This is a genomic window from Nocardia sp. NPDC005745 (assembly GCF_040630775.1).
Taxonomy (GTDB): domain Bacteria; phylum Actinomycetota; class Actinomycetes; order Mycobacteriales; family Mycobacteriaceae; genus Nocardia.
Genome location: NZ_JBEXYF010000003.1, coordinates 223,474 through 244,301 on the forward strand (window position 1 = coordinate 223,474; position 20,828 = coordinate 244,301).

The window sequence follows — 20,828 nt, forward strand, 5'->3', positions numbered from 1 at the left end:
GGTGGTGCCGCACCCTTGCGATGTGTTGTGGGATGAGGATTCTCTGGTTCGGATGCTGGCGCCGTCGGAGCAGCGGTTCGTCCGGCATGGCACCTACACGGGCCGGTCGGTGTCGGTGCGGGGAGCGCTCGACGTGACGGCGCTGCGGGAGGCATTCGCGACGTTGCGGCGCGGGTATCCGGTGATCGGTTGCAGAATCGTGGAAGACGCCGCGGGACAGGGTTATCTGCTCGCCGCGGACGAGGCGGCGTGGACCCCGGTCTCCGTGCGCGAGGGTGACGTGGCGGTGCTCGACGTTCCCGCGGTGGATCCGGCGGCGCAATTGGCCTATCTGGACGTCGTCGGCTCGGGCGCGGACGAATGGCGGATCACGCTGTTCGCGCACCACAGCGTCGCCGACGCAGGCCACTGCGTCGAGCTGTTGTCGCGACTCTGGGACTGCTATACCGGCATCACCGAACGGCAATCCATAGAGTTCGCACCACAGGGGATTCCGCAATCATTGGAGTGGCATGTCGCGGCGCGCGGCATCACCAGGACCACGACATCCGGCTTCGAGGACGTGACCAAGCCGCTTCCGCCGCAGGCGCGGGAGCTGCCGCCCGACAGCGCGCCACCGGCGCCGAGCACGCTCGCCCGTCCGGTACGTGTGCGGCTGAACCGGGAGGCCACCGCCCGGATCGTCGAACTCGGACGCAGAGCAGGAGTGACGGTGAACGGCTTGCTCACCGCCGCTCTGCTACGCGCTCATGCGCGGGAGACAGTGGGCGGCGCGGCACATTCGGGCTGTCTGTATCCCGTCGACCTGCGTACCCGGCTGGAGCCGCCGGTGGCCGCGCCGGCGGGCACCAACATGGCCGGTCTGGCTTCCTTCGCGGCGGAGGTGGATCCCGCGGCCAACCCGCTCGAACTGGCACAGCGCATTTCGGCCCGCCTGACGCGTGACCTGGCCGACGGCGTCGTGCAGCAGTCCGTGCTGCACTTCCCGGATTACTACGGCGTGAACAGGATCCATTCGCTGGCCGGGCACATCGCGGTGACCAACACCGGCGTCGTCCCGGCGTTCCGCATGCCCCCCGGCCTCGAGTTCACCGATTACGAGATCGTCTACGTCTCGGCGCATCCCCGCCCGTCCGCGGGCGCGTCGGCCGCGGTCACCTTCCTCGCCTACACCTTCGCAGGCGAGTTGGCCGTCGGTGTGCTCGGCGGCGGCGCGCACGCCGAGGGCCTGCCCGAGGCGGTGCGGGCGGAGCTGACCGCCTTGGCGGCGGTCGGCGCCCGCTGATCCGGCGTGTCCACTCGGTTCGGTGCGGCGGAGCATCAGCATGCCGCGCACGCGCAGCCCCGCTCCTCGAGGATCCTGCACCTGTTCCGAAGTGAACACGAGATCCTCGTACGCGACGATGCGATCGAGCCGATCTGTCCCGCCTGGTGGAAGCGATAACCGCCGACGGCGTCGACAGGTCAGGGTCGAGCGGTGATCAGAATCTTCCGCCGCGACCGATCCGCCGGGAGCCGGACGAACCACCGAACGAGCCCGGGCTCCAGCCGCCTCCGGAGTGCCGCGCGCCACCGGCCGCCCCGCGCAGCAATCCTTCGAGCAGGATGCCGCCGAGCACCGCCCCCGCCTGCGCGCCACCGGCGGGGGCCTGCCGCGCCTCCCATGCCCGAACACTGGCCTGAGCCGCCTGGAGGGCGCGCCCGGCCAGATCCGCCGCCGCCTGCGCGTGCCGCAGTGCCCGGGCCGGATCGCTCGCGCCCACCCGCAGCGCCTCGTCGAGGTTGCGCTGTGCTTCGGAGAGGCGGGTGCGCGCTTCGGCATCGATGCCGCCGCGCCGAGTGGTCACGTAGTCGGCGGCCGCGCCGATCCGGGCCCTGGCGTCGCCGAGTGCGCCGTCGAGCCTGCGCCGCAGATCCTCGACGGCGAGTTTGCGGTCGGTGGCGGCGGCGAGGGCGCGGTCGAGATCAGCGTCGGCGGTGACCGCGTCGTGGAAGGCGCTGAGCGGATCGGTGTCCGCCGTGGACGTCGCCTTTTCCAGCGCGGACTGCGCCGCGGTGCGGGCATCCGCCAGCTCCGGCCCACCGTAGGCGGAGAGTTCAGCGGCGGAGGTGAGGTCGCGGCGCAGCTCGTCCAGCACAGCCGGTAGGCCGTCGCGGGCCTGCTGGATGGCGCTCGAGGCGTTGTCGACCGCGTCGAGCAGCGCGCGGGCCTGCCCGATCGCGGCTTCGGCGGAACGAATGGCGGCCACCGCGCCGCCTTGCTCGCCGACCGGCTCGGCGAGCGCCGACCGGCCCGCGTCGATGTTGCGCTCCGCGAACGCGATGCGCTCCCGCGCCATCCGCACGTTGTCCGCGATCGGCGCGAGGACACCGGCCGGATGGGTGGCGGCGAGCCGGTTGAGCTCGGCTTCCGAGCCGGGCGCCCGGGCGGTGACGTCGACGATGTCCCGGGTCAGCGCGTCCAGCCGGCCCGCGGCGTCGAGCAGCAGATCACGCATGGCGTCGAATTCGGCTACCTGCGCGTCGAGTTCGCGGTCGGCGCGCCCCACCGCGCCGATCAGCTCGACCAGCAGCGAACGCTGTTCTTCGGGGGTCTCCGGGATCGCGTCGTCGAGGCGCTGCCGGATCGCGAAGGCCTCGGCGGCAGCGGCTTTCGCGTTGTCGAGCGCGATGCGGAAGGGCGTGGTGGCGGTGGCGCCGAACTCTCCGGTGGCGAGTTCGAGTTCCTCGCCGCTGGTGCGGATCGCGTTGTCGATCTCCACCAGCGTCTCGCGGGAGCGGGCGTGCAGGGCTTCCAGCGGCAGCGCGGCCAGCGCCGTCGTGTTCTCCGGATCCAGTTGCCGCGCCGCCGCCAGCTCGGCCTCGGCTCGGTCACGACGCCGTTTGCGCGCGTACCAGACGAGGCCCGCCGCCACCAGAATCACCAGCGCAGCGATGACGAGCAAGGCGCGCACGCTCACCCCGCCGCCGCGCATGGCCGCGTCCAGCCCGTCGGCCGTCGCGATCCCCGCGTCGGCCCACCGCCCGTCGCGCAGGGCGGGCTCGACCTCCCCGATCAGCATGCTGTCGAGTTCGGAATCGCTGACGCCGCCGGGCAGTTCACCCTCCAGCCAGTACGCGCGGTCCTCGGTGGCGACCGCGAGGAGCAGGTCGCGCCCGCCGAACCCGGAGATCGAAGCCGTGCGCTGGGCCCACTTCTGCGGATCGAGCCCGTCGAAGCCGCGTACGTACACCACCCACAACCGGATCTGCTGGTCGGCGTAGAGCTGGTCCACCGCACCGCGCACCCGATCGAGCTGCCCTTGGTCCAGCGCGCCTGCGGAATCCTCCACGTAGGTGCTCATCCGCGACGGCGGTTCCGCCGCGCTCTCCGGAACGCCGAGCAGGGCGATCGCGGCCAACAGGACGCTGGTCGCGAGCAAGCGGAGGAGGCCGATCCGCGGCGGCAGTGACATGGCACGAATCTAGCTCGCTAGCATCGTTTCGTGATCACCATCGATCGCTCCTACAGCGGCCACGTGTCCCCGGATTCCGATCCGCAGCAGCGCGACGTGCCCGGCGCCCGCATCGTCAAGATGTCCGTCGGCGGCATGGACAACAACTGCTACCTGGTGCAATGCACCGGCACCGGCGCAGCCCTGCTCATCGACGCGGCCAACGGTGCGCCGCGCATCGCGGCGCTCATCGAGCAGGAGGCGCCGGGGCAGGTGCGGCTGATCGTCACCACCCATCAGCATCGTGACCACTGGATGGCGCTGCGGGAGGTCACCGCCGCCACCGGAGCGCCCACCGCGGCGCATCCGCTCGACGCCGACCCGCTGCCGGTCCGCCCCGACCGGCTGCTCGACGAGGGCGATACCCTCACGATCGGCGACCTGGTCTTCGAAGTCATCCACCTGCGTGGGCACACGCCGGGCTCGATCACCCTCGCGCTCACCGACGGGGCGGGACGCACCCACCTGTTCACCGGGGACTCGCTGTTCCCCGGCGGCGTCGGGCGTACCACCGCCCCGGAAGACTTCACGTCCCTGTTCACCGATGTCTCGGCCAAACTCTTCGATCGCTACCCCGACGACACCGTCGTCTACCCCGGCCACGGCGACGACACCACCCTCGGCGCCGAGCGCCCCAGTCTTCCGGATTGGCGAGCGCGGGGCTGGTAACCGGCACTGGTGATTGCCGGTCCGGGGTCGGCGCCGCTCCTGGCAGACTTGGGGAGTGGATTTGCCAACGATGCGCACCCGGGCTCTCCCGGCTCCCGACCCTGCCCGGCCGCACGGCTTCGGCGCCGGGTTGCTGCGCTGGACGCGGCGGCTGGTCATCGGGTCGGTGGTGATGGGCGCGGTGCTGGTCGGCGGGACCGCTTTCCGCGTGTGGCAGGTCGCGCGCGTCGATGACTACACGAAGGCCGACGCGATCGTCGTGCTCGGCGCGGCACAGTACTCCGGGACCCCGTCCTCGGTGTTCGAAGCGCGACTGGATCAGGCGTACAAGCTGTTCCGCGCCGGTGTCGCGCCGCGCGTCATCACCGTGGGCGGCAAGCAGGAGGGCGATCTGTTCACCGAGGCCGCCTCGGGCAAGAACTATTTGCAGGCGCGCGGGGTGCCGGGCGACAAGATCCTCGCCGTCGAGACCGGGTCCGACACCCTGCGCAGCATCGAAGCGGTGGCGACGGCGATGCGGGCGCGGGATATGTCGTCGGCGGTGCTGGTCAGCGATCCCTGGCACTCGCTGCGCACCCGCACCATGGCCAGGGACGAAGGTCTGTCGGCGTGGACCGCGCCGACCAGAACCGGTCCCGCCGTCTACACCCGCGAATCCCAGGCGCACGGCATCGCCCGGGAGACCGGCGCCCTGCTCTGGTATCAGCTCACCCACTTCGCAGCGGACTTCTCCTACACGGCGGGACAGTGAGACCTTGAGCGCCCGGTACACCGACCACGACACCGAACGCCTCGTCGTCGAGCGCGCCAAGACCGCGGGGCTCGGCCCGCCGCGCGATGAGTTCGAGATCGGCCACCGGACCGAATTCGCGCGCGACCGGGCCCGCGTGCTGCACTCCGCGGCGTTGCGCAGGCTGGCCGACAAAACGCAGGTCATGGGTCCGCGTGAGGCCGACACCCCGCGCACCCGGCTCACCCACTCGCTGGAAGTCGCCCAGATCGGCCGCAGCATCGCCGACGGACTCGGCTGCGATCCGGACCTGGTGGACCTGGCCGGTCTCGCCCACGACATCGGCCATCCGCCCTACGGCCACAACGGCGAGAAAGCCCTCGACACCTTCGCCGACGCGTTCGGCGGGTTCGAAGGCAACGCGCAGAACCTGCGCATCCTCACCCGCCTCGAACCGAAAGTGCTCGAACTCGACGGTGCCAGCGCGGGCCTCAACCTCACCCGCGCCGCGCTCGACGCCGCGATCAAATACCCCTGGGGCCGAACGGGTCCCGGCACCAAGTTCGGCGCCTACGAGGTCGACACCGAGCGTCTGGAATGGATCCGCAAGGGAGCGCCGGACCGGTGCCGCAGCCTCGAATGCCAGATCATGGACTGGTCCGACGACGTCGCCTACTCGGTGCACGACGTCGAGGACGGCGTGATCGCGGGCCGAATCGACCTGCGCGCGCTGGCCGACCCGGCCGAACAGGACGCGCTGGCGGCGCTCGGCCAGTTCCAGCACTCGCTGGCCGCCGACGAGTTGATCGCCGCCGCCCAACGACTGTCGGAACTCCCGGTGGTCGCGGCGGTGACCGCATACGACGGCACGTTCACCGCCTCGGTGGCGCTGAAGCGCCTGACCAGCGAGCTCGTCGGCCGTTTCGCCACCGCGGCGATCATGGCGACGAGGGAGGTGGCCGGTCCGGAACCGGTGTCCCGCTACGCGGCGGACCTGCAAGTACCGCGCATCGTCGCCGCCGAGGTGGCTTTGCTGAAGACCGTCGCGTTGCGTTACGTCATGTCCGACCCGGCGCACCGGTTACGGCAGGCCGCGCAGCGCGAACGCATCCTCGCCGTGGCCGATCGTTTGCTGGCCACCGCCCCACACAGCCTCGATCCGCTGCTGCTGCCGTTCTGGAACGCCGCGACCGACGACACCGCTCGCGTGCGCGTCGTTGTGGACCAGATCGCCTCCTACACCGAAAGCCGCCTGGAACGGGTCGCGGTGGAACTGAACGTCTAGACCGGGGCGGCGTCATGCCGACAGGCCGTCGGTGGACTCCGCTCGAGCCATCTTGACCAGCGCCGCGTGCAACTCCTTGGCCGACGCCCCCGCTCGCTCTCCCCGCAGGACCACCTCGGTGAAGCCGTCGACCAAGGCCCGGCCGGGATCCAGCAGCCCGGCACCACCCCCGCCGCCGCGCAGGGACTCGTTGATCAACGTCCGCAACGCTTCTTGCCGAGCCCGGAAGCCACCCGCCAGGTCCAATGCCCCCGCGAATTCGCGGACGACCGCCTTGTACACCGGCCGCTCGGCGGGCCCACGTCTACGAAACACTCTTCGCGTCTCCACCGGCGCCGCCCGCGGCGGATTCAGGGCAGCCCGGTCCAGGACGATCCAGATCGCGGACTCCGTCGACTGCTTCGCCGTCGGCGTGCGATCCGGCCTCGGGCGAGATTCCGCGCCGTCGGTCAGCTCGACGCCCCGCAGCGGCAGCGGGTATTTCGCGAGCAACTCATCGATGGCGGACGCGATCTCACGGACCACCTGAACGTCCACGTCCGCCGCGTCGAACCCGACGACTTCCACCCCATGCCGCGCCGACATCTCCCGGACGATCCGAAGCGCCTCGGGCCCGTCAGCGGTCTCGGTCCGCTCCGCGACGGCGGGGCGTGGTGTGGCGTTGCTCCGCTCGACATGTGCGGGATTTTTTCTCCGGGCGGCCGCGGCGTCGCCGGTCCGTTGGGCAGGAGCACCGGTGCCGGCGATCGGCGGGACGGCCTCGCGGCCCTGGGGCGGCCGTGTCCCTTCCCGAGCAGGGTCGACAGCGGCGGAGCCGTCGGCGGTGGTCGTCCGCTGAGCATGTCCGGCCCGGTGCGCTGTAGCGGTGTCTTCGATCGGTGCAGGCGGTCGCGGGGCGTCGGTTCGTCGGCTGAGTCCGGCCGCGTCCGTGCGGTCGGGCGAATCAGTCCGACGGCCGGTTGCCTGCCGAGTCGTGCGGCCGGTCTTCCGGTTGGCTTCGATGTCGTGTGTGCTGCCGGACTGCCCCGGTGTGATGTCGTCGGCCCGCACGATGGGCTCCGGAGAAGACCGGTGGCCGATTTGTTCCATGGATGCACTGTCGGTTCGCTGGGCCGGGGTGCGGTCGCTGGCGTCGTCGGTCGGCGGATGCGGCCCGGGGTCCCTGCGGTGCACCGAGGGTTCAGCACTCGGCGGGGTGACTTGTGCGCCGCGCGCGGCGTCGATCCAGGAAAAGCGCAGTGTGTCGAGCCATGGGAGAGCGGCGGGGGTGGTCTCGGTTCGTCCGCGCGATAGAGGTTCGTCACCGGGGTCCGTCCGCAGGATGGGCGTGGAGACTGTTCGCGGATCGGCCGCCCTGGGATCCGCCACGCCGGTCGGGTGGATATGAGCGGAGTGGCGCGCGGCATCGGTCTCCGGTGCTGAGGTCGAATCCTCGGCAGCGGCCGTCCCTTCCGCGTCCTGTGCGCTGGTCGTCGGCTGCCTACGGGCGAGCGGCTCCGCGGTCTCGATCGGCAGGCTGGGTGCGGCGGGGGTTGGGCAACCATTCGGCAGATCGCTCCGGGTGGCGGCGTCGGTCGACCGGGCGGGGGCGTCGTTTCTTCGGAAATGGGTGGACTCGCCCGCCATCTCGGACGCTGGGGCGTCGGGGGAGCCGATAGTGGAGTCGCTCTGCTGGGCGGTCGACGGAGGATACGGAGTTCCGCTCGTCTCGATGTCCCCGACGTCTCCGCTGTCGATGGAGGAACATTGTCCGCCGTCCGCCGGGACGGGTCCGAGGTCCTCGGGCATGTCGATCTGGCGGAGAAGGTCCGCGTCTGTCGTTTGTTCCGCGGGTGCGGGTGGTGCGAGGGCGGGTGCGGACTCGAGCTCAGGGGTGGGTGCGTGCTCTGGTGTGGGTGTGGAGTCAGGGGTGGGTGCGTTGTCCGGTGTGAATGTGGAATCAGGGGTCGGCGCATTGTCTGGTGTGGATGCGGGCTCACGGGCGGGCGCGATGTCCGGTGTCGACGCGGAGTCAGGGTCAGAAGCGATATCTCGCTGCGGTGCGGACGTCCCAGCTGAATCCGTAGCGGGGGCCGGGTGCGCGTCGATGGTCTGCCGTATGGGTTCGTCCTGGGCGAACTCGAGGGGCGGCGCCGTCTCGGTCTCGGACGTGGTGTCGAGCTCGAGGATGTCCGAGGAGTCGGTATAGGCCGAGGCGGAGGCGTCAGCGAGATCGGTCTGTCGAATCGGTGGCGGGCCGGGCGCCGGGTCTGCCGGGGTCGGTAGCGGTGTCGAGTCGTCTGGGATGTCGACGTGTCGGCGAGGCGTGAAACCGTCGGCGCTGTCTGCTCGCGGGGTTGATTCGCGATGGTGCGTAGTCGCGGACGGGGGAAGGGGCTCAGGGTGGTGCGAGAAATCTATCTTCGGGACCGATGGCGGCTTCTGCACCGCCACATCGATCTGCGGGCGCCCGGCCGGATCGTCGGTCCTGTTCGCCTGCCGGAAGCCCGGGGTGCGGTTCCCGACCGGCGGGGCGGATGCAGCTCCGGTTGGCGCGATCGCTGTGGAGTCGTCAACGGCATTCGTCCGGCCGAAGGACACGGCGTCGGCTCGTGGCACGGGGGCGGAGCGCTCTGCGCGGCCCGGCCTCTGGATCAGCGCCGAATCGACGGTGATGGCCTGCGGGGCGGAGGGAGGGCTGTGCGCGACATCCGTGCTCCGGACGGATATCGGGTCGTCAACGGTATCCGTCAGACGAGCCGCGGGGTCGAATTCCGAGTAGCGCGCGGCGGCCGGTGGCCGTGAAGGCGCGGGCACTTCTGCCGCCGCATCGCCGGGCGCCGGTACCCGAACCGGCGCACTCGGCGTCGTCGGGCACGGTCGGACGACCCGCCTCGACCACGGCGTCGACGCCGAGGCTCTTCGGGCCCACGGGGTGGGCATCGCCTGCCGCTCGGGCGCGGCCGATGCTTCGGGTGTCGACTCCGGAGCCAGGGACTCCGCTACCGGGACAGACAGTGCGCTCGCATGGTCGAGTTGGTCGCTGAGCTGCGCCTCGGCGGACGCGATGGCTGCTTTCAACGCGCCGACCGTCCGGGAGGCATCGGCGATGAGCCGCTCCAGTGTCGATACCATCGCCCGCAGTTCGCCCGTGTCGATCCGCGACGGCTGACTCACGATGTCTCCCGCTTGTCCTCATCAGGTCGTGCCGCGGTGCGCCGACATGCTGATCTCGCGTGACCGTAAAGCAAACTGTGATCGCGTCATTGTCGCTCAGACCGGCCGGACCTCTCGGGGCTGGGAAGATCGATGATGGGTCGCGAGCGGCCGAACAGCTATCGAATCGCAACCTGCCCGCATCCCTGCTCTCGATGCCGAAGGGCCGGGCGGTCGACTCACGCTCGCCGCCATCTGGCCCGGGTGCTGTTCATCGTCCCGATGAACTGCCTTGTGCGGCAGAGGTATTCGTTACAGCTTCCAGTTGGCTACCATGGAAGAGTGCGGATCGGAGTAGGGCTCTCCACCGCGTCCGAAGCGCGGCGAGCGGGCCGGGAAGCCGCAGCGCGCGCCCGCGACCAGCTCGCGGGCGAAGCGCCGTCGGTCGCTGTGCTGCTCGCCTCCCGCGTCCACACCGACGACGCCGTGGAGGTGCTGTACGGCGTCCACCGGACGGTCCGGGTGCCCGCGCTGGTCGGATGCGTGGCCCAGGCCATCGTGGCGGGTCGTCGCGAGATCGAGGACGAGCCCGCGGTGGTGGTGTGGCTGGCCTCCGGCCTGCCCGCCGCCGAGACTTTCCAGCTGGACTTCCTCCGTACGGCGAGCGGCGGGTTGCTCGCCGGTTACCGCTTCGACAAGGCCGCCCGCGACTTCCACCTGCTGCTGCCCGACCCCTACTCGTTCCCGGCCGATCTCCTGCTGGAGTACGTGAACACGGATCTGCCCGGCACCGTCGTGATGGGCGGGTTGGTCAGCGGCGGACGGGGCCCGGAAGGAAGCCGTCTGTTCCGAGACCACACCGTGGTGACCTCGGGCGCGGTCGGGGTGCGCCTTCCCGGCCTGCGCAGCGTGCCGATCGTGTCCCAGGGCTGCAGGCCGATCGGCTACCCCTACACCGTCACCGGCGCGGACGGCACGGTGATCACCGGGCTCGGCGGCCTGCCCCCGATCGAGCGGTTGCGCGAGATCGTGGCCCTGCTGCCGCTCGCCCAGCAGGAACAGCTCGCGCGCGGCCTCCAGATCGGATTCGTCGTCGACGAGCATCTCGCCGAGCCCGGTCAGGGCGACTTCCTGATCCGCGGCCTGCTGGGCGCCGATCCGTCCAGCGGGGCGATCGAGGTGGGCGACGTCGTGGAGGTCGGCACGACCGTCCAATTCCAGGTCCGCGACGCGATCGGCGCCGACCAGGACCTGCGTGCGGCCCTGGCGCGGGCGCGCACCGATCTTCCCGGGCGTCCGGCCGGTGCGCTGCTGTTCACCTGCAACGGACGCGGCAGGCGGATGTTCGGGGTCGCGGATCACGACGCCACGACGATCGAGGACCTGCTCGACGGCATCCCGCTCGCGGGATTCTTCGCCGCCGGCGAGATCGGGCCCATCGCGGGCCGCAACGCGCTGCACGGATTCACGGCGTCGATGGCGCTGTTCGTCGAATGAGCGTCGACCTGCGGGTCTACGCCGAGCTGAACGACTTCCTGCGGCCCGGCGAGCGGTACACCGTGCTGCGGCGGCCCTACCGCCCGCATCAGACCGTCAAGGACGTCATCGAGGCCGCGGGCGTCCCGCACACCGAGGTAGACCTGGTCCTGGTCGACGGACAACCGGTGCACTTCGACCATCACCCACGTCCCGGTGGGCGGGTCACCGCGTATCCCGTCTTCGAGACGCTCGACATCGGCCGCGTGACCAGGGTTCGCCCGCACCCGTTGCGCGAGCCGCGGTTCCTCGCGGACGTGAATCTCGGCGGCCTCGCCAAGCTGATGCGGCTGATGGGCTTGGACGTGCACTGCCGGTGGGAGGCCGCGGATGCCGAACTCGCCGAGCTCTCGGCGGCCGAGCACCGGATCCTGCTCACCCGCGACCGCGGCCTGTTGAAGCGCCGCAACGTCACACACGGCGTCTACATCCGGTCGGATCGGCCGGTTGACCAGGTCGTCGAGGTGATCCGGCGGCTCGACCTCGTCGCGCGCCTGAATCCGTTCACCCGCTGCCTGCGCTGCGGCGGCGTCGTCGACGAAGTCGCCAAAGCCGAGGTCGAGAATCGGCTGCAACCGCTCACCCGTCGTTACTACGACACCTTCCGGCGGTGCCGCGACTGCGGCCGGATCTACTGGCAGGGCTCCCACCAGGCACGACTGGCCGAGATGATCGGGGCGATCCGCGCGGAGCTCGACCGCTCCTGACACTCGCGCGAGCGATTCGGGTTCGACCACGCGATGACTCCATCGAAGGCCGGACACCGCCTCGGCCCGAGCCGCCGTGGCCCGCCCGGTCACGCGCTCGTCGGCAGGTTCGACCGGAACTCGCTGTGCGGAGCCGCCCGGGCGCGTCGGCCTCGCGTTCGCCTAGACTCTCTCCCGTGGCCGGACGACTTCCAGATCGCGATATCGCGGCAATACGCGAACGCGTCCGGATCGAAGACGTGGTGGGGGAGTACGTCGCGCTCAAGCGCGCCGGTGCGGACTCCATGAAGGGCCTGTGCCCGTTCCACGACGAGAAGTCGCCGTCGTTCCACGTGCGGCCCAATCACGGACTGTTCCACTGCTTCGGCTGCGGCGAGGGCGGCGACGTGTTCGCCTTCATGCAGAAGATCGAGCATGTCGGGTTCGTCGAGTCCGTCGAGCAATTGGCCGACCGGATCGGTTACCAGATCAACTACGAGGGTGGCGGTACCTCGGTGCAGCGCGACCGGGGCACCCGGTCCCGGCTGGTCGCGGCGAACGCGGCCGCGCACGAGTTCTACGTCGCCCAGCTGCGCGAGCCGGGAGCCGAGGCCGCGCGCCAGTATCTCACCGAGCGCAATTTCGACGCCGCGGCCGCGCACACCTTCGGCTGCGGCTACGCCCCCGCCGGATGGGACACCCTCACCAAGCACCTGCTTCGCAAGGGCTTCGACTTCAAGGAGCTGGAGGCGGCCGGACTGTCCCGGCAGGGTCAGCGCGGCCCGATCGACCGGTTCCACCGGCGGTTGCTGTGGCCGATCCGGAACCTGTCCGGCGATGTCATCGGGTTCGGTGCCCGCAAGCTCTTCGACGACGACACCATGCCCGGCAAGTACATCAACACGCCGGAAACGGTGCTGTACAAGAAATCTCAGGTCCTGTTCGGCCTGGACCTGGCCAAGCGCGAGATCGCCAAGGGCCACCAGGCGGTCGTGGTCGAGGGCTACACCGACGTCATGGCGATGCACCTGGCCGGGGTCAAGACCGCCGTCGCCTCGTGCGGCACGGCGTTCGGTGACGAGCATCTCGCCCTGCTGCGCCGCTTGATGATGGACGACAATTTCTGGCGCGGCGAGATCATCTACACCTTCGACGGCGACGCGGCGGGCCAAGCGGCGGCCCTGAAAGCCTTCGGAGGTGATCAGAAGCTGGCCGGTCAGACCTACATCGCGATCGCCCCGGACGGACAGGACCCGTGCGAGCTGCGGCAGCACTCCGGCGACGCCGCCGTGCGCGACCTGGTCGCCCGCCGAACCCCGCTGTACGAGTTCGTGATTCGCGGCCTGCTCGCCGACCACAACTTGGACACCGCCGAGGGCCAGGTGGAGGCGCTGCGCCGCGCGGTGCCGGTGGTCGCGCAGATCAAGGACAACGCCCTGCGCAAGGCCTACGCCACCAAACTCGCGGGCTGGGTCGGCTGGGACGACATCCAGACCGTGGTGCGCCGCGTCGGCGAGGAAGCCAAGCGGCACCGCAACGGCGGCGGCACCGCAGGCGTCGGGCGGGCGCCCGCGCCGCGCGAAGTGGTCGCCGAACATCCTGCCGCACGGCCGAATCCGAACGATCCCACGCTCTTGCCGCAACGCCAGGTGCTGGCCGCCGCGTTGCAGTACCCGGCGATGGCCGGAGCCGGTTTCGACGCGCTCGAGGCCGAAGCCTTCACTCATCCCGCCTACGCCGTCCTGCGCGCCCTGATCGCCGAGGCGGGCGGTACGGCGATCGGGCTGGGCGGCGCCGAGTGGGTCAATGCCGTCGCCGACCGCACCGACGATCTGACCGTGCGCGCCCTGCTCTCGGAGCTGGCCAACGAGCCGCTACCGGTGAAAACGGAAGCCGACATCCCGCGCTTCGTCGCCGGTGTCCTGGCGCGCACCCAGGAGGCCTGGGTCGGCAGGCAGATCGCCGAGCTGAAGTCCAAGCTCCAGCGGGTCTCCTCGACCGAACAGCCGGACGCCTACTTCGCCCTCTTCGGCGACCTCGTCGCCCTGGAGCAGTACCGCAAGAGCCTGCTCACCCAGGCGATGGGCAGCCACGGGGACTTCGCCACCGGAGCCTAGCGTCCGGCCGCGTCGGTGCAGGTACGCGCGGATTCCTCGCGCAGCGCGGGGAGGTCTGGTGTGCGGCAGGTCAGCGGCGGAGCTGGTCGTGCGGCACCAGCACGGTGGTCCGCTCGTCGAGCGGCTCCATCGGCTCCAGGCGGGGACGGGTGCTGAGCTTGTCCGACAATTTCTGCCTGCCGACGAGCACGAGCTTGCGAGTCACCGGGCTCTCGGTCAGCGCGCGGGTCGCGGCGCTGATCTGTTCGTAGCGAGCCCGCCCGGCCTTGCTGCCGAGTACGTACCCGGCCGCCACGCCGATGATCAACCGCAGCATCTCGATGTGCTCCTCCCAGTTGCCAGTTCGCCGCCCCCATCCTGCCCGACGCCCCACGCGCCTGTCGATCCGGACACCCGATAGCTCCGCACCAAGCCCACCCGGACAAGTCGCAGGTAGCGACACGATTTGGGCTCCCGCCCAGCGATACGCTAGAGTTTCTCCTCGGCCCGCCCGATACCAACCGGACGAGCCAAGGGCAATCCCCTATAGCTCAATTGGCAGAGCAGCCGACTGTTAATCGGCAGGTTTCTGGTTCGAGTCCAGATGGGGGAGCTGTAACCAGGGCGAACGTATCAGTTCGACCCTGGTTTTTCCGTTTCGGGGGGAACAACAGGTTTCAGCCGGCGAACTGTGGGCCGTGCGGCGCTCGACGAACATGAACAAGCAGAGTCTTCTGTGAGTGCACACTGTTGTCCGAGGGGTGGGGCAGCTCAGCTCAGGCGAAGTTGTCGCTACGGTTCTGTTCGCCGACAATCGACCGGCACCGCCGAGGGGGACACATGGCAAGACGGCTTGTTCACCGCGTCTACCGGAGGCTGGATCGGATCGCCAGGGGCGAGGCGACGGCGATGCTCGATTCGGGCGACGGCACCGCTGTTTGCGAGGCGATTCTGTCTGTGGCACTGCATGATCCGGATGCCGCGTAGGTGACCGACCGTGCGCTGAGGTTGGTGGATAGTCCTGACTTCGGCGTGCGGGCGGCTGCGGTCACCGCTCTCGGGCATCTCGCCCGAATCGATCGGGCAATCGATGAGGAACGTGTTGTTCCGGCATTGCGCCGATTATCGAACGAACCCGAGATCGCCGGGCGAGTCGAGGATGCTCTCGACGACATCGCGGTCTTCGTTCGCAGGTCGGCGTAGGAGCGGGCGGCGAGCCCGGAACCAGTGGTTCGCGGGCAGTGACCAGGCTCACGATTCGGTCTCGGCACCCGGTGGGAGCGGCTGCTGAACAGCGGTTTCTGGTAGGCGTGTGAGGTGGGTCGGCCGGAAAATCGGGTGATTTCTGTCGGTGCCGACCGGAATACTGACCCGCGCCCGATGAGTTCGAGCAATCGACGCCGTCTCTACAGCTGTGGCGCCGGCACCCGATCCGGTGACGCGGCCGCAGGGCCACATGTTCTTGTCAACGACCCATTGCCCCGGAGGTATCCGATGTCCGCCGAATTATCCGCTCCCGCCTCGGGAGGGCGGACACCGACCGTCATCCGGGTGCTGGTACTCGCGACTTTCGTCGTGATCCTGAACGAGACCATCATGATCAACGCGATTCCGCGGTTGATGGAAGACCTCGCGATCACCGACCGGGCGGCGCAGTGGGTGTCGACGGCGTTCATGCTGACGATGGCGGCGGTCATCCCGACCACCGGCTGGTTCTTGCAGCGGGTGTCCACCCGGCACGCCTACGCCGCCGCGATGGGCGTCTTCCTGGTCGGTACCGCGCTGTCGGCGGTCGCCCCGTCGTTCGCGGTGCTGCTGCTCGGGCGAGTCGTTCAGGCGTTCGGCACTGCCGTGATGATGCCGCTGTTGATGACCACGCTGATGACGGTGGTGCCCGAACAGGACCGGGGCCGGGTGATGGGCAACGTCACCTTGGCTATTTCGGTCGCGCCCGCGATGGGTCCGGTGATCTCCGGAGCGGTGCTGCAAATCGGTTCGTGGCGTTGGCTTTTCGTGCTGGTGCTGCCGATCGCCGGGATCATCGCCTGGCTGGGTCTGCGTCAGCTGGAGAACGTCGGTGAACCGCAAGCCGGGCAGATCGACGTGTCCAGCGTGGCGCTGGCGGCGCTCGGGTTCGGTGGGCTGGTGTTCGGGCTCAGCCGGTTCGAGAGCGGCAACCTCACCGGCCCGGCGCTGATCGTCGCCGCGGGCTCGGCGCTGATCGCCGGATTCGTGTGGCGTCAGCTGCGCCTGCAGCGCACCGGCACGCCGCTGCTGGATCTGCGGGTCCTGCTGTCGGGCACCTACACCAAGGCGCTGATCCTGATGTCGGTGGCGTTCATGGCGATGCTCGGATCGATGATCCTGCTGCCGTTGTACCTGCAGAACCTGCGTGGTCTGAGCCCCTTGGCCACCGGCTTGCTGGTGATGCCGGGCGGATTGGCGATGGGCCTGCTCGGACCGACGGTCGGCCGCCTGTTCGACCGGTTCGGCGGGCGCCTGCTGGTGATTCCGGGCTCGATCGGGATCGCCGCGTCGCTGGCCGGGTTCACTCAGATCTCGATGACCATGCCGTACTGGCAGCTGCTGGCCCTGCACATTCTGCTGATGGTGTCGCTCGCGGCGGCGTTCACCCCGGTGTTCACGCTCGGTCTCGGTGCGTTGCCGCAGCAGCTGTACTCGCACGGCAGCTCCATGCTCGGCACCTTGCAGCAGGTCGCCGCGGCGTTCGGCACCGCACTGGTGGTGACGGTGATGTCGGCGCACGCCACCACCCGCGCCGCGGAAGGCGCGGATCTCGTCACCGCCCATCTCGACGGCATGCGCCTGGCCTTCCTCGTGTCGGCGGCTCTGGCGTTGCTCGTGATCGTCATGGCCGTGCTGTTGCCGGGCCGGGCCGCCGCTCCTGCGGAAGCCGACGAATTCGAGACCGCGACTCCCGAACTCGCCAAGCACTGAGCGAATCCGGCACGGCGAAGCCCTGGCAGCATCGACTGCCAGGGCTTCGCCGTATGCGGCCGGGAGCGGTGGTGTGACGGGGTAGGTCCCCGTGCGCGCCCGCCTCTCAGTCGTTGATGAACGTGACTATCCGGTAGCCGATGATCAGGACGGTCAGCACCGCGGGGATCGCGGCCACGCTGGGGGTGACGATCGCTCGCGCGAAATCGCGAGCCGGACGGCCGGAAACGGGGGTCATGTCGAACGGAAGCAATCCGGTCGCTGCCGGGTCTCGCAACTGCTGGGCGACGGAGGCGAACAGCTGACGGTAGCGGCGTTCCAGGCTCAGGTAGTACCCGTCGAGACCCCAGAAGATCCAGGTGGGCGCCAAAGCCAGCAGTATCAGGCCCGATCCCTGCCGAGCCTGCGCGGTGAGCAGCGCGAAGATCACCGAGACCAGAGTCACCGACCATCCGCGCACCGTGAACGACTGCTGACTCAGCCGTGCGATGATGGATTGCAACATCTCGAGGTGCTTGACTCGATGATCCGTATCCATTACGTCCCCAATTCTTGTCCGGCGGAGAGCAATTCAGTATTCCGGTCCGAGTCGCCAGGGTACGGCAGTAGGAGCGGGACGGCCGCGACGGACAAATCGCGGCATCGGCGCATCAGCTGTGCGACAACGAATTCGCGTACCCCGAGAAGCGGTGGACGGTAGACTCGCAGCAACAAGGGGTGTGGTAGCCGGTCGGCCCCGGCTCGAAGGGGCAGTTGCAGGTTCGTCGGAGTATCTCGTCGTGGACGAGACGCCCCGGCAGGCAACGGATCCGAGGTAATGATGGCAAGTGCTGAGTTCGGTCCGGAGCTGCGCAGACGCCGAGTCGAGCAGAAGATGACCCTGGGGAAGCTCGCCGAACGCGTGCACTACAGCACGAGCCACCTGAGCAGAATAGAGAACGGGCACAAGTCGCCCTCCGCGGCGCTGGCGCGCATCTGCGATACGGTCCTGTCCGCCGGCGGCGATCTGCTGATGCTCGCTCCGCCGGAACCGCAACCGGATGGCGATCCCGAGATCGATGACGACATCTATTCGGAGGCCGAGTGGCTCCTCCGATTGCAGGTGGATGGTTCCGGTGCATTCCACCTCGGGGAGTCGCACGCGCCGCCGGTGACCGCGTTCCCTCCGGTGCTCACCGGCTCCGCCATCGTCTTACCCGGCCTGAGCGCGATGTTCGAGCAGACGAGACAGCTCGGCCGGACCAGCAGCCCGAGCATCGTGCTGCCGATGGTCGTCACTCAGACGCATGCCGCGGTCACCGCAGCGCGGCAGAGCACCGGCGAGCTACGTCAGCGACTGCTGCTGCACGCCGCGCGTACCGCGGAGTTCGCCGGATGGATGGCGCAAGAGTGCGGTGACGAGCGGGGCGCCCTGTGGTGGACCGATCAGGCGGTCCTGCACGCCTCTGCCGTCAGTGACGCACACATGACCAGCTACGCACTCGTCCGCCGTGCGGTGCTGAGCCTGTATCGCGGCGATTCCTCCGCGACGACCGGCCTTACCGAACAAGTGCTCGCCGACCACGCCGTCCATCCTCGGATCCGCTGGCTGGCCGCGCTCGGAGCCGCGCAGGGGTACGCCATCGGCTTGAACGATTCGGGTTCGATGCGAGCGCTGGACAAAGCCGCGAGTCTTTACGACGCGGCACACCGCACCGGGGACAACGCGCTGGGGCCGTCAGCGCTGCATGAACGGCCTGTGCTCATCGAGGCCTGGTGCCACTACGACCTCGGCAACCTCCGGGAAGCCGCCGTTCTCTTCGATCGTGCGTTGTCGCAGAACTTCGAGCAGTCGGACCGTGACCGTGCTCGGTTCGGCACCCGAAGGGCATTGGTGTACGCCGCGCTCGGTGAGCTGGACCGAGCGTGTGCACTGATCGAGCCGTTGCTCGACATCATCAGTGCGGTCGACTCGATGACCATCCGCGCCGATCTGCGCGAGTTCGCTCGCACGATCGGACGCTACCGCGGGCACTCCGCGCTGCACGACATCCAACCGGCTCTCATGTCCGCCCTCTCGAGGCGCTGAACGCCTGGTTGTCCGTTGCCGTTCGCAGTGGCAACGGACAACCACTGTTGCCGGTCGGCTGCCCGCTGGATGCTGGAGGCGAGCCGTAGTTCCTGGGCAGGAAATCCTGGGCCAACGGTCCAGGCGATATCGCGCTGGGCGGCACTGTCTTCGGACCGGATACGTCGGGGGCAACCATTAGACGACAACGCCGCTTCGATGCGTCGCGGCGACGAGGGAAGGAATACGCCGACCTACACTGAAACATCGACACGTGGCTCAGCGTGAGGTCGACTGCCGAGCACCGGCGGCGGGAAGTCGACCATAATAGGGAAATAAACCAACCAGAATCTTTCGCGGCGAGGTAGTTTGCTGCACCCGGTCGGGTATATGACCGAACGTTTGCTGTTCCGGTCGCCCGGATCCGGGTTCGAGTGCAGACTTATATTCGAAAACCGTGGTGTTTCGGTCGAGGACGAGATTTGTGACCGCGAGACATCCGGAAGGATGTCACGCGAGGGGTACAACGAACTGGTCGGTTTAATTCCTGTCTCCGCTATTCCGCATCATAAATCTTCACCATCGCGCCGTGCTGCGCTGATAACCGTCCTCGAGGAGTGCCCCAGTTGACGGAGATATTCTTGAACTACCGCATCGTCGACAGTGTCTACGCCGTCAACGAGATATCGAAGCAGATGGCCCACCATCTCGGCAGGGCGCGCGTCTTCCGGGACGAGGATTCCTTGGCCTTGGGCGTGTTGTACGCACGCCGGATACGCCGGGCACTCCAGGAGTGCGACACGATGGTGTCGGTGATCGGCCCGCATTGGCTCGAGGCGCGCGACGCACGCGGACGTCGTCGGATCGACAACCCTCGCGACTGGGTGCGGCTGGAGTTGCGCACCGCATTCGAACGCGGGATACGTGTGGTTCCCGTGGTGCTGGACGACACGCCGCTGCCGAGCCCGGAGCAGCTTCCGAACGACATTCGCGCCCTATCCGGTTCGCAATACTGGCGAATTCGCTACCGGACGCTCGAAGAAGACGTCCGCGGCCTACTCGGGCGACTGGCCCCGCAGGTCGAAAGCCGGCCTGACGATCGGCAGCGGGCGGCCGCGCCGGGTACGCAGAACAACCAGGTCAATATCGCGAGTGAAGGCGGCATCGTGAACGCCAATCAGAACGGGACCCAGCGCATCAGGCTGGACGGCCCCGGCAGGAGATGAAAATGCACCCTTCGCCGGGATCGAACAACAATCCCAACGCGAACAATCAAGTCAACACGGCCAACAACGGCGGCAGCATCTTCGCCAACAACGGTGGCCGACAGCGGATAAGCATCAACCACGGCCCGCGGCGGCGCCTCTGGACCTGGTATGTGCTGGCGGGGATGTTGCTCCTCGACATCGCGTACTTCTTCTACGGCCAGTCCGCCTACACGGGCAACGCCGGGAACTCCGGTGATCTATCGCGTGCGCTGATCTTCTTCACGCTGTTCGTCGGGACCGTTGCCCTGTTGCGGGTCTGTCTGCGCGACCTGTTCGGACGGCGGTAGGCGTTCATCTCGCGAGACATGTTTCGGCTGGTCTCGCCGCGAAGCAGGGGTGAAGAACCGTGGAATACGCGCCGAGTTCCCGTGGAATCGGCAGCGCGCCTTCGAGTAGCTCGAAAACAATATCGAAGTGTTGTAAAGGAAAATTCATGAGTGTCGCGTTCGACCACAGGAACGACCCGCTGCCCGCCGCGCTGGGGGCGCGGGAGCGTCCGGCGCTGAGCGGTCGGGAGATCGAGGTGCTGCTGGCGTGGATCGCGTCGGACTCCAAACTGGAAGTCAGTCGGCGCCTGTACATCTCGCTGGGAACGGTCAATACCCATCTGGCTCGGATCAGGGACAAGTACGCCGCGGTCGGCCGGCCCGCGCCGACGAAGGCCGCCCTCGTTGCCCGCGCATTGCAGGATGGGCTGATCGACATCGAGGACCTCTGACCATCGGATGTCCCGGGCCGTCCCCATTGGACGGTCCGGAGGACGTTGCGGCGCCGAAGGTTCGGGCGACTCGACGGGTCCGCAGCTGTCCCTCGCGGACCGCGTCGACCGAGGCTGCCGGGACGGCGGGACCGTGCGCGCCCGCCCGGGACCCGGGTGTGGGTGTTCGGGTATGACGCTGCTGACGCCGGTCGGGATTCTGCCGG

At 68.8% G+C, this 20,828-nt stretch carries 17 protein-coding genes and 1 tRNA gene; 14 read left to right on the plus strand and 4 right to left on the minus strand.

The genetic code is table 11. The features are described 5' to 3' along the window. Nucleotides 1-52: 52 nt before the first annotated feature. Nucleotides 53-1,285 (plus strand): acyltransferase, encoded by a 1,233-nt coding sequence (locus ABZ420_RS05385; RefSeq protein ID WP_357117299.1) that lies wholly within the window; start codon nt 53-55, stop codon nt 1,283-1,285. A 196-nt stretch (nt 1,286-1,481) separates the two neighbouring features. On the opposite strand, the gene ABZ420_RS05390 is transcribed toward ABZ420_RS05385, so the two are convergent. After that, a complete protein-coding gene (locus tag ABZ420_RS05390; protein ID WP_357117301.1) occupies nt 1,482-3,455 on the minus strand; it encodes a TPM domain-containing protein in 1,974 nt (657 codons plus the stop codon). A 30-nt stretch (nt 3,456-3,485) separates the two neighbouring features. On the opposite strand from ABZ420_RS05390, the gene ABZ420_RS05395 reads away from it, so the two are divergent. From ABZ420_RS05395 to ABZ420_RS05405, 3 genes are all read left to right on the plus strand, one after another. Continuing rightward, nucleotides 3,486-4,163, plus strand: coding sequence for an MBL fold metallo-hydrolase (locus ABZ420_RS05395; protein WP_357117302.1), 678 nt, complete (start codon nt 3,486-3,488; stop codon nt 4,161-4,163). A gap of 70 nt (nt 4,164-4,233) precedes the next feature. After that, a complete protein-coding gene (locus tag ABZ420_RS05400) occupies nt 4,234-4,914 on the plus strand; it encodes a YdcF family protein (RefSeq protein WP_357117431.1) in 681 nt (226 codons plus the stop codon). A gap of 4 nt (nt 4,915-4,918) precedes the next feature. Beyond that, nucleotides 4,919-6,178: a deoxyguanosinetriphosphate triphosphohydrolase gene (locus tag ABZ420_RS05405; protein ID WP_357117304.1), complete on the plus strand. Its 1,260-nt coding sequence runs from the start codon at nt 4,919-4,921 to the stop codon at nt 6,176-6,178. A 12-nt stretch (nt 6,179-6,190) separates the two neighbouring features. Here the strand turns inward: ABZ420_RS05405 and ABZ420_RS05410 are convergent, their stop codons facing one another. Then, on the minus strand, nt 6,191-6,763 hold the full coding sequence (locus ABZ420_RS05410) for a hypothetical protein (RefSeq protein ID WP_357117306.1): 573 nt from the start codon (nt 6,761-6,763) through the stop codon (nt 6,191-6,193). Nucleotides 6,764-9,655: 2,892 nt separating this feature from the next. Here ABZ420_RS05410 and ABZ420_RS05415 point away from each other — a divergent pair. From ABZ420_RS05415 to dnaG, 3 genes are all read left to right on the plus strand, one after another. Further along, the gene (locus tag ABZ420_RS05415) at nt 9,656-10,810 is read left to right on the plus strand and encodes an FIST N-terminal domain-containing protein (protein WP_357117308.1); all 1,155 of its coding nucleotides are present in this window, start codon (nt 9,656-9,658) and stop codon (nt 10,808-10,810) included. Then, a complete protein-coding gene (locus ABZ420_RS05420; protein WP_357117310.1) occupies nt 10,807-11,556 on the plus strand; it encodes a Mut7-C RNAse domain-containing protein in 750 nt (249 codons plus the stop codon). The genes ABZ420_RS05415 and ABZ420_RS05420 overlap by 4 nt, the downstream gene beginning before the upstream one ends. A gap of 176 nt (nt 11,557-11,732) precedes the next feature. Next, nucleotides 11,733-13,652, plus strand: a complete 1,920-nt coding sequence (gene dnaG, locus ABZ420_RS05425) for a DNA primase (protein WP_357117312.1) — start codon at nt 11,733-11,735, stop codon at nt 13,650-13,652. Nucleotides 13,653-13,722: 70 nt separating this feature from the next. On the opposite strand, the gene ABZ420_RS05430 is transcribed toward dnaG, so the two are convergent. Then, the gene (locus tag ABZ420_RS05430) at nt 13,723-13,968 is read right to left on the minus strand and encodes a hypothetical protein (protein WP_040865658.1); all 246 of its coding nucleotides are present in this window, start codon (nt 13,966-13,968) and stop codon (nt 13,723-13,725) included. 203 nt (nt 13,969-14,171) lie between these two features. Here ABZ420_RS05430 and ABZ420_RS05435 point away from each other — a divergent pair. The 3 genes from ABZ420_RS05435 (at nt 14,172) to ABZ420_RS05445 (ending at nt 16,589) form a co-directional block, all read left to right on the plus strand. Then, nucleotides 14,172-14,244: transfer RNA gene (locus ABZ420_RS05435), tRNA-Asn, on the plus strand. Between the two features lie 374 nt (nt 14,245-14,618). After that, nucleotides 14,619-14,834 carry a hypothetical protein gene (locus tag ABZ420_RS05440; RefSeq protein ID WP_357117314.1) on the plus strand — a complete coding sequence of 72 codons (216 nt, stop codon included), beginning with the start codon at nt 14,619-14,621 and terminating at the stop codon, nt 14,832-14,834. A 291-nt stretch (nt 14,835-15,125) separates the two neighbouring features. Further along, nucleotides 15,126-16,589, plus strand: coding sequence for an MDR family MFS transporter (locus ABZ420_RS05445; protein WP_357117316.1), 1,464 nt, complete (start codon nt 15,126-15,128; stop codon nt 16,587-16,589). A gap of 106 nt (nt 16,590-16,695) precedes the next feature. Here ABZ420_RS05445 and ABZ420_RS05450 read toward each other — a convergent pair whose 3' ends face one another. After that, entirely contained in the window at nt 16,696-17,127 is a 432-nt protein-coding gene (locus ABZ420_RS05450; RefSeq protein WP_357117317.1) for a hypothetical protein, read from the minus strand. Nucleotides 17,128-17,406: 279 nt separating this feature from the next. Here ABZ420_RS05450 and ABZ420_RS05455 point away from each other — a divergent pair, with 279 nt between their 5' ends. From ABZ420_RS05455 to ABZ420_RS05470, 4 genes are all read left to right on the plus strand, one after another. After that, nucleotides 17,407-18,657, plus strand: a complete 1,251-nt coding sequence (locus tag ABZ420_RS05455) for a helix-turn-helix domain-containing protein (RefSeq protein ID WP_357117318.1) — start codon at nt 17,407-17,409, stop codon at nt 18,655-18,657. A gap of 605 nt (nt 18,658-19,262) precedes the next feature. Further along, entirely contained in the window at nt 19,263-19,862 is a 600-nt protein-coding gene (locus ABZ420_RS05460) for a toll/interleukin-1 receptor domain-containing protein (protein ID WP_357117320.1), read from the plus strand. Nucleotides 19,863-19,864: 2 nt separating this feature from the next. Further along, nucleotides 19,865-20,191, plus strand: coding sequence for a hypothetical protein (locus tag ABZ420_RS05465; RefSeq protein WP_357117322.1), 327 nt, complete (start codon nt 19,865-19,867; stop codon nt 20,189-20,191). A gap of 146 nt (nt 20,192-20,337) precedes the next feature. Next, entirely contained in the window at nt 20,338-20,622 is a 285-nt protein-coding gene (locus ABZ420_RS05470) for a helix-turn-helix transcriptional regulator (protein ID WP_357037490.1), read from the plus strand. Nucleotides 20,623-20,828: the final 206 nt, after the last annotated feature.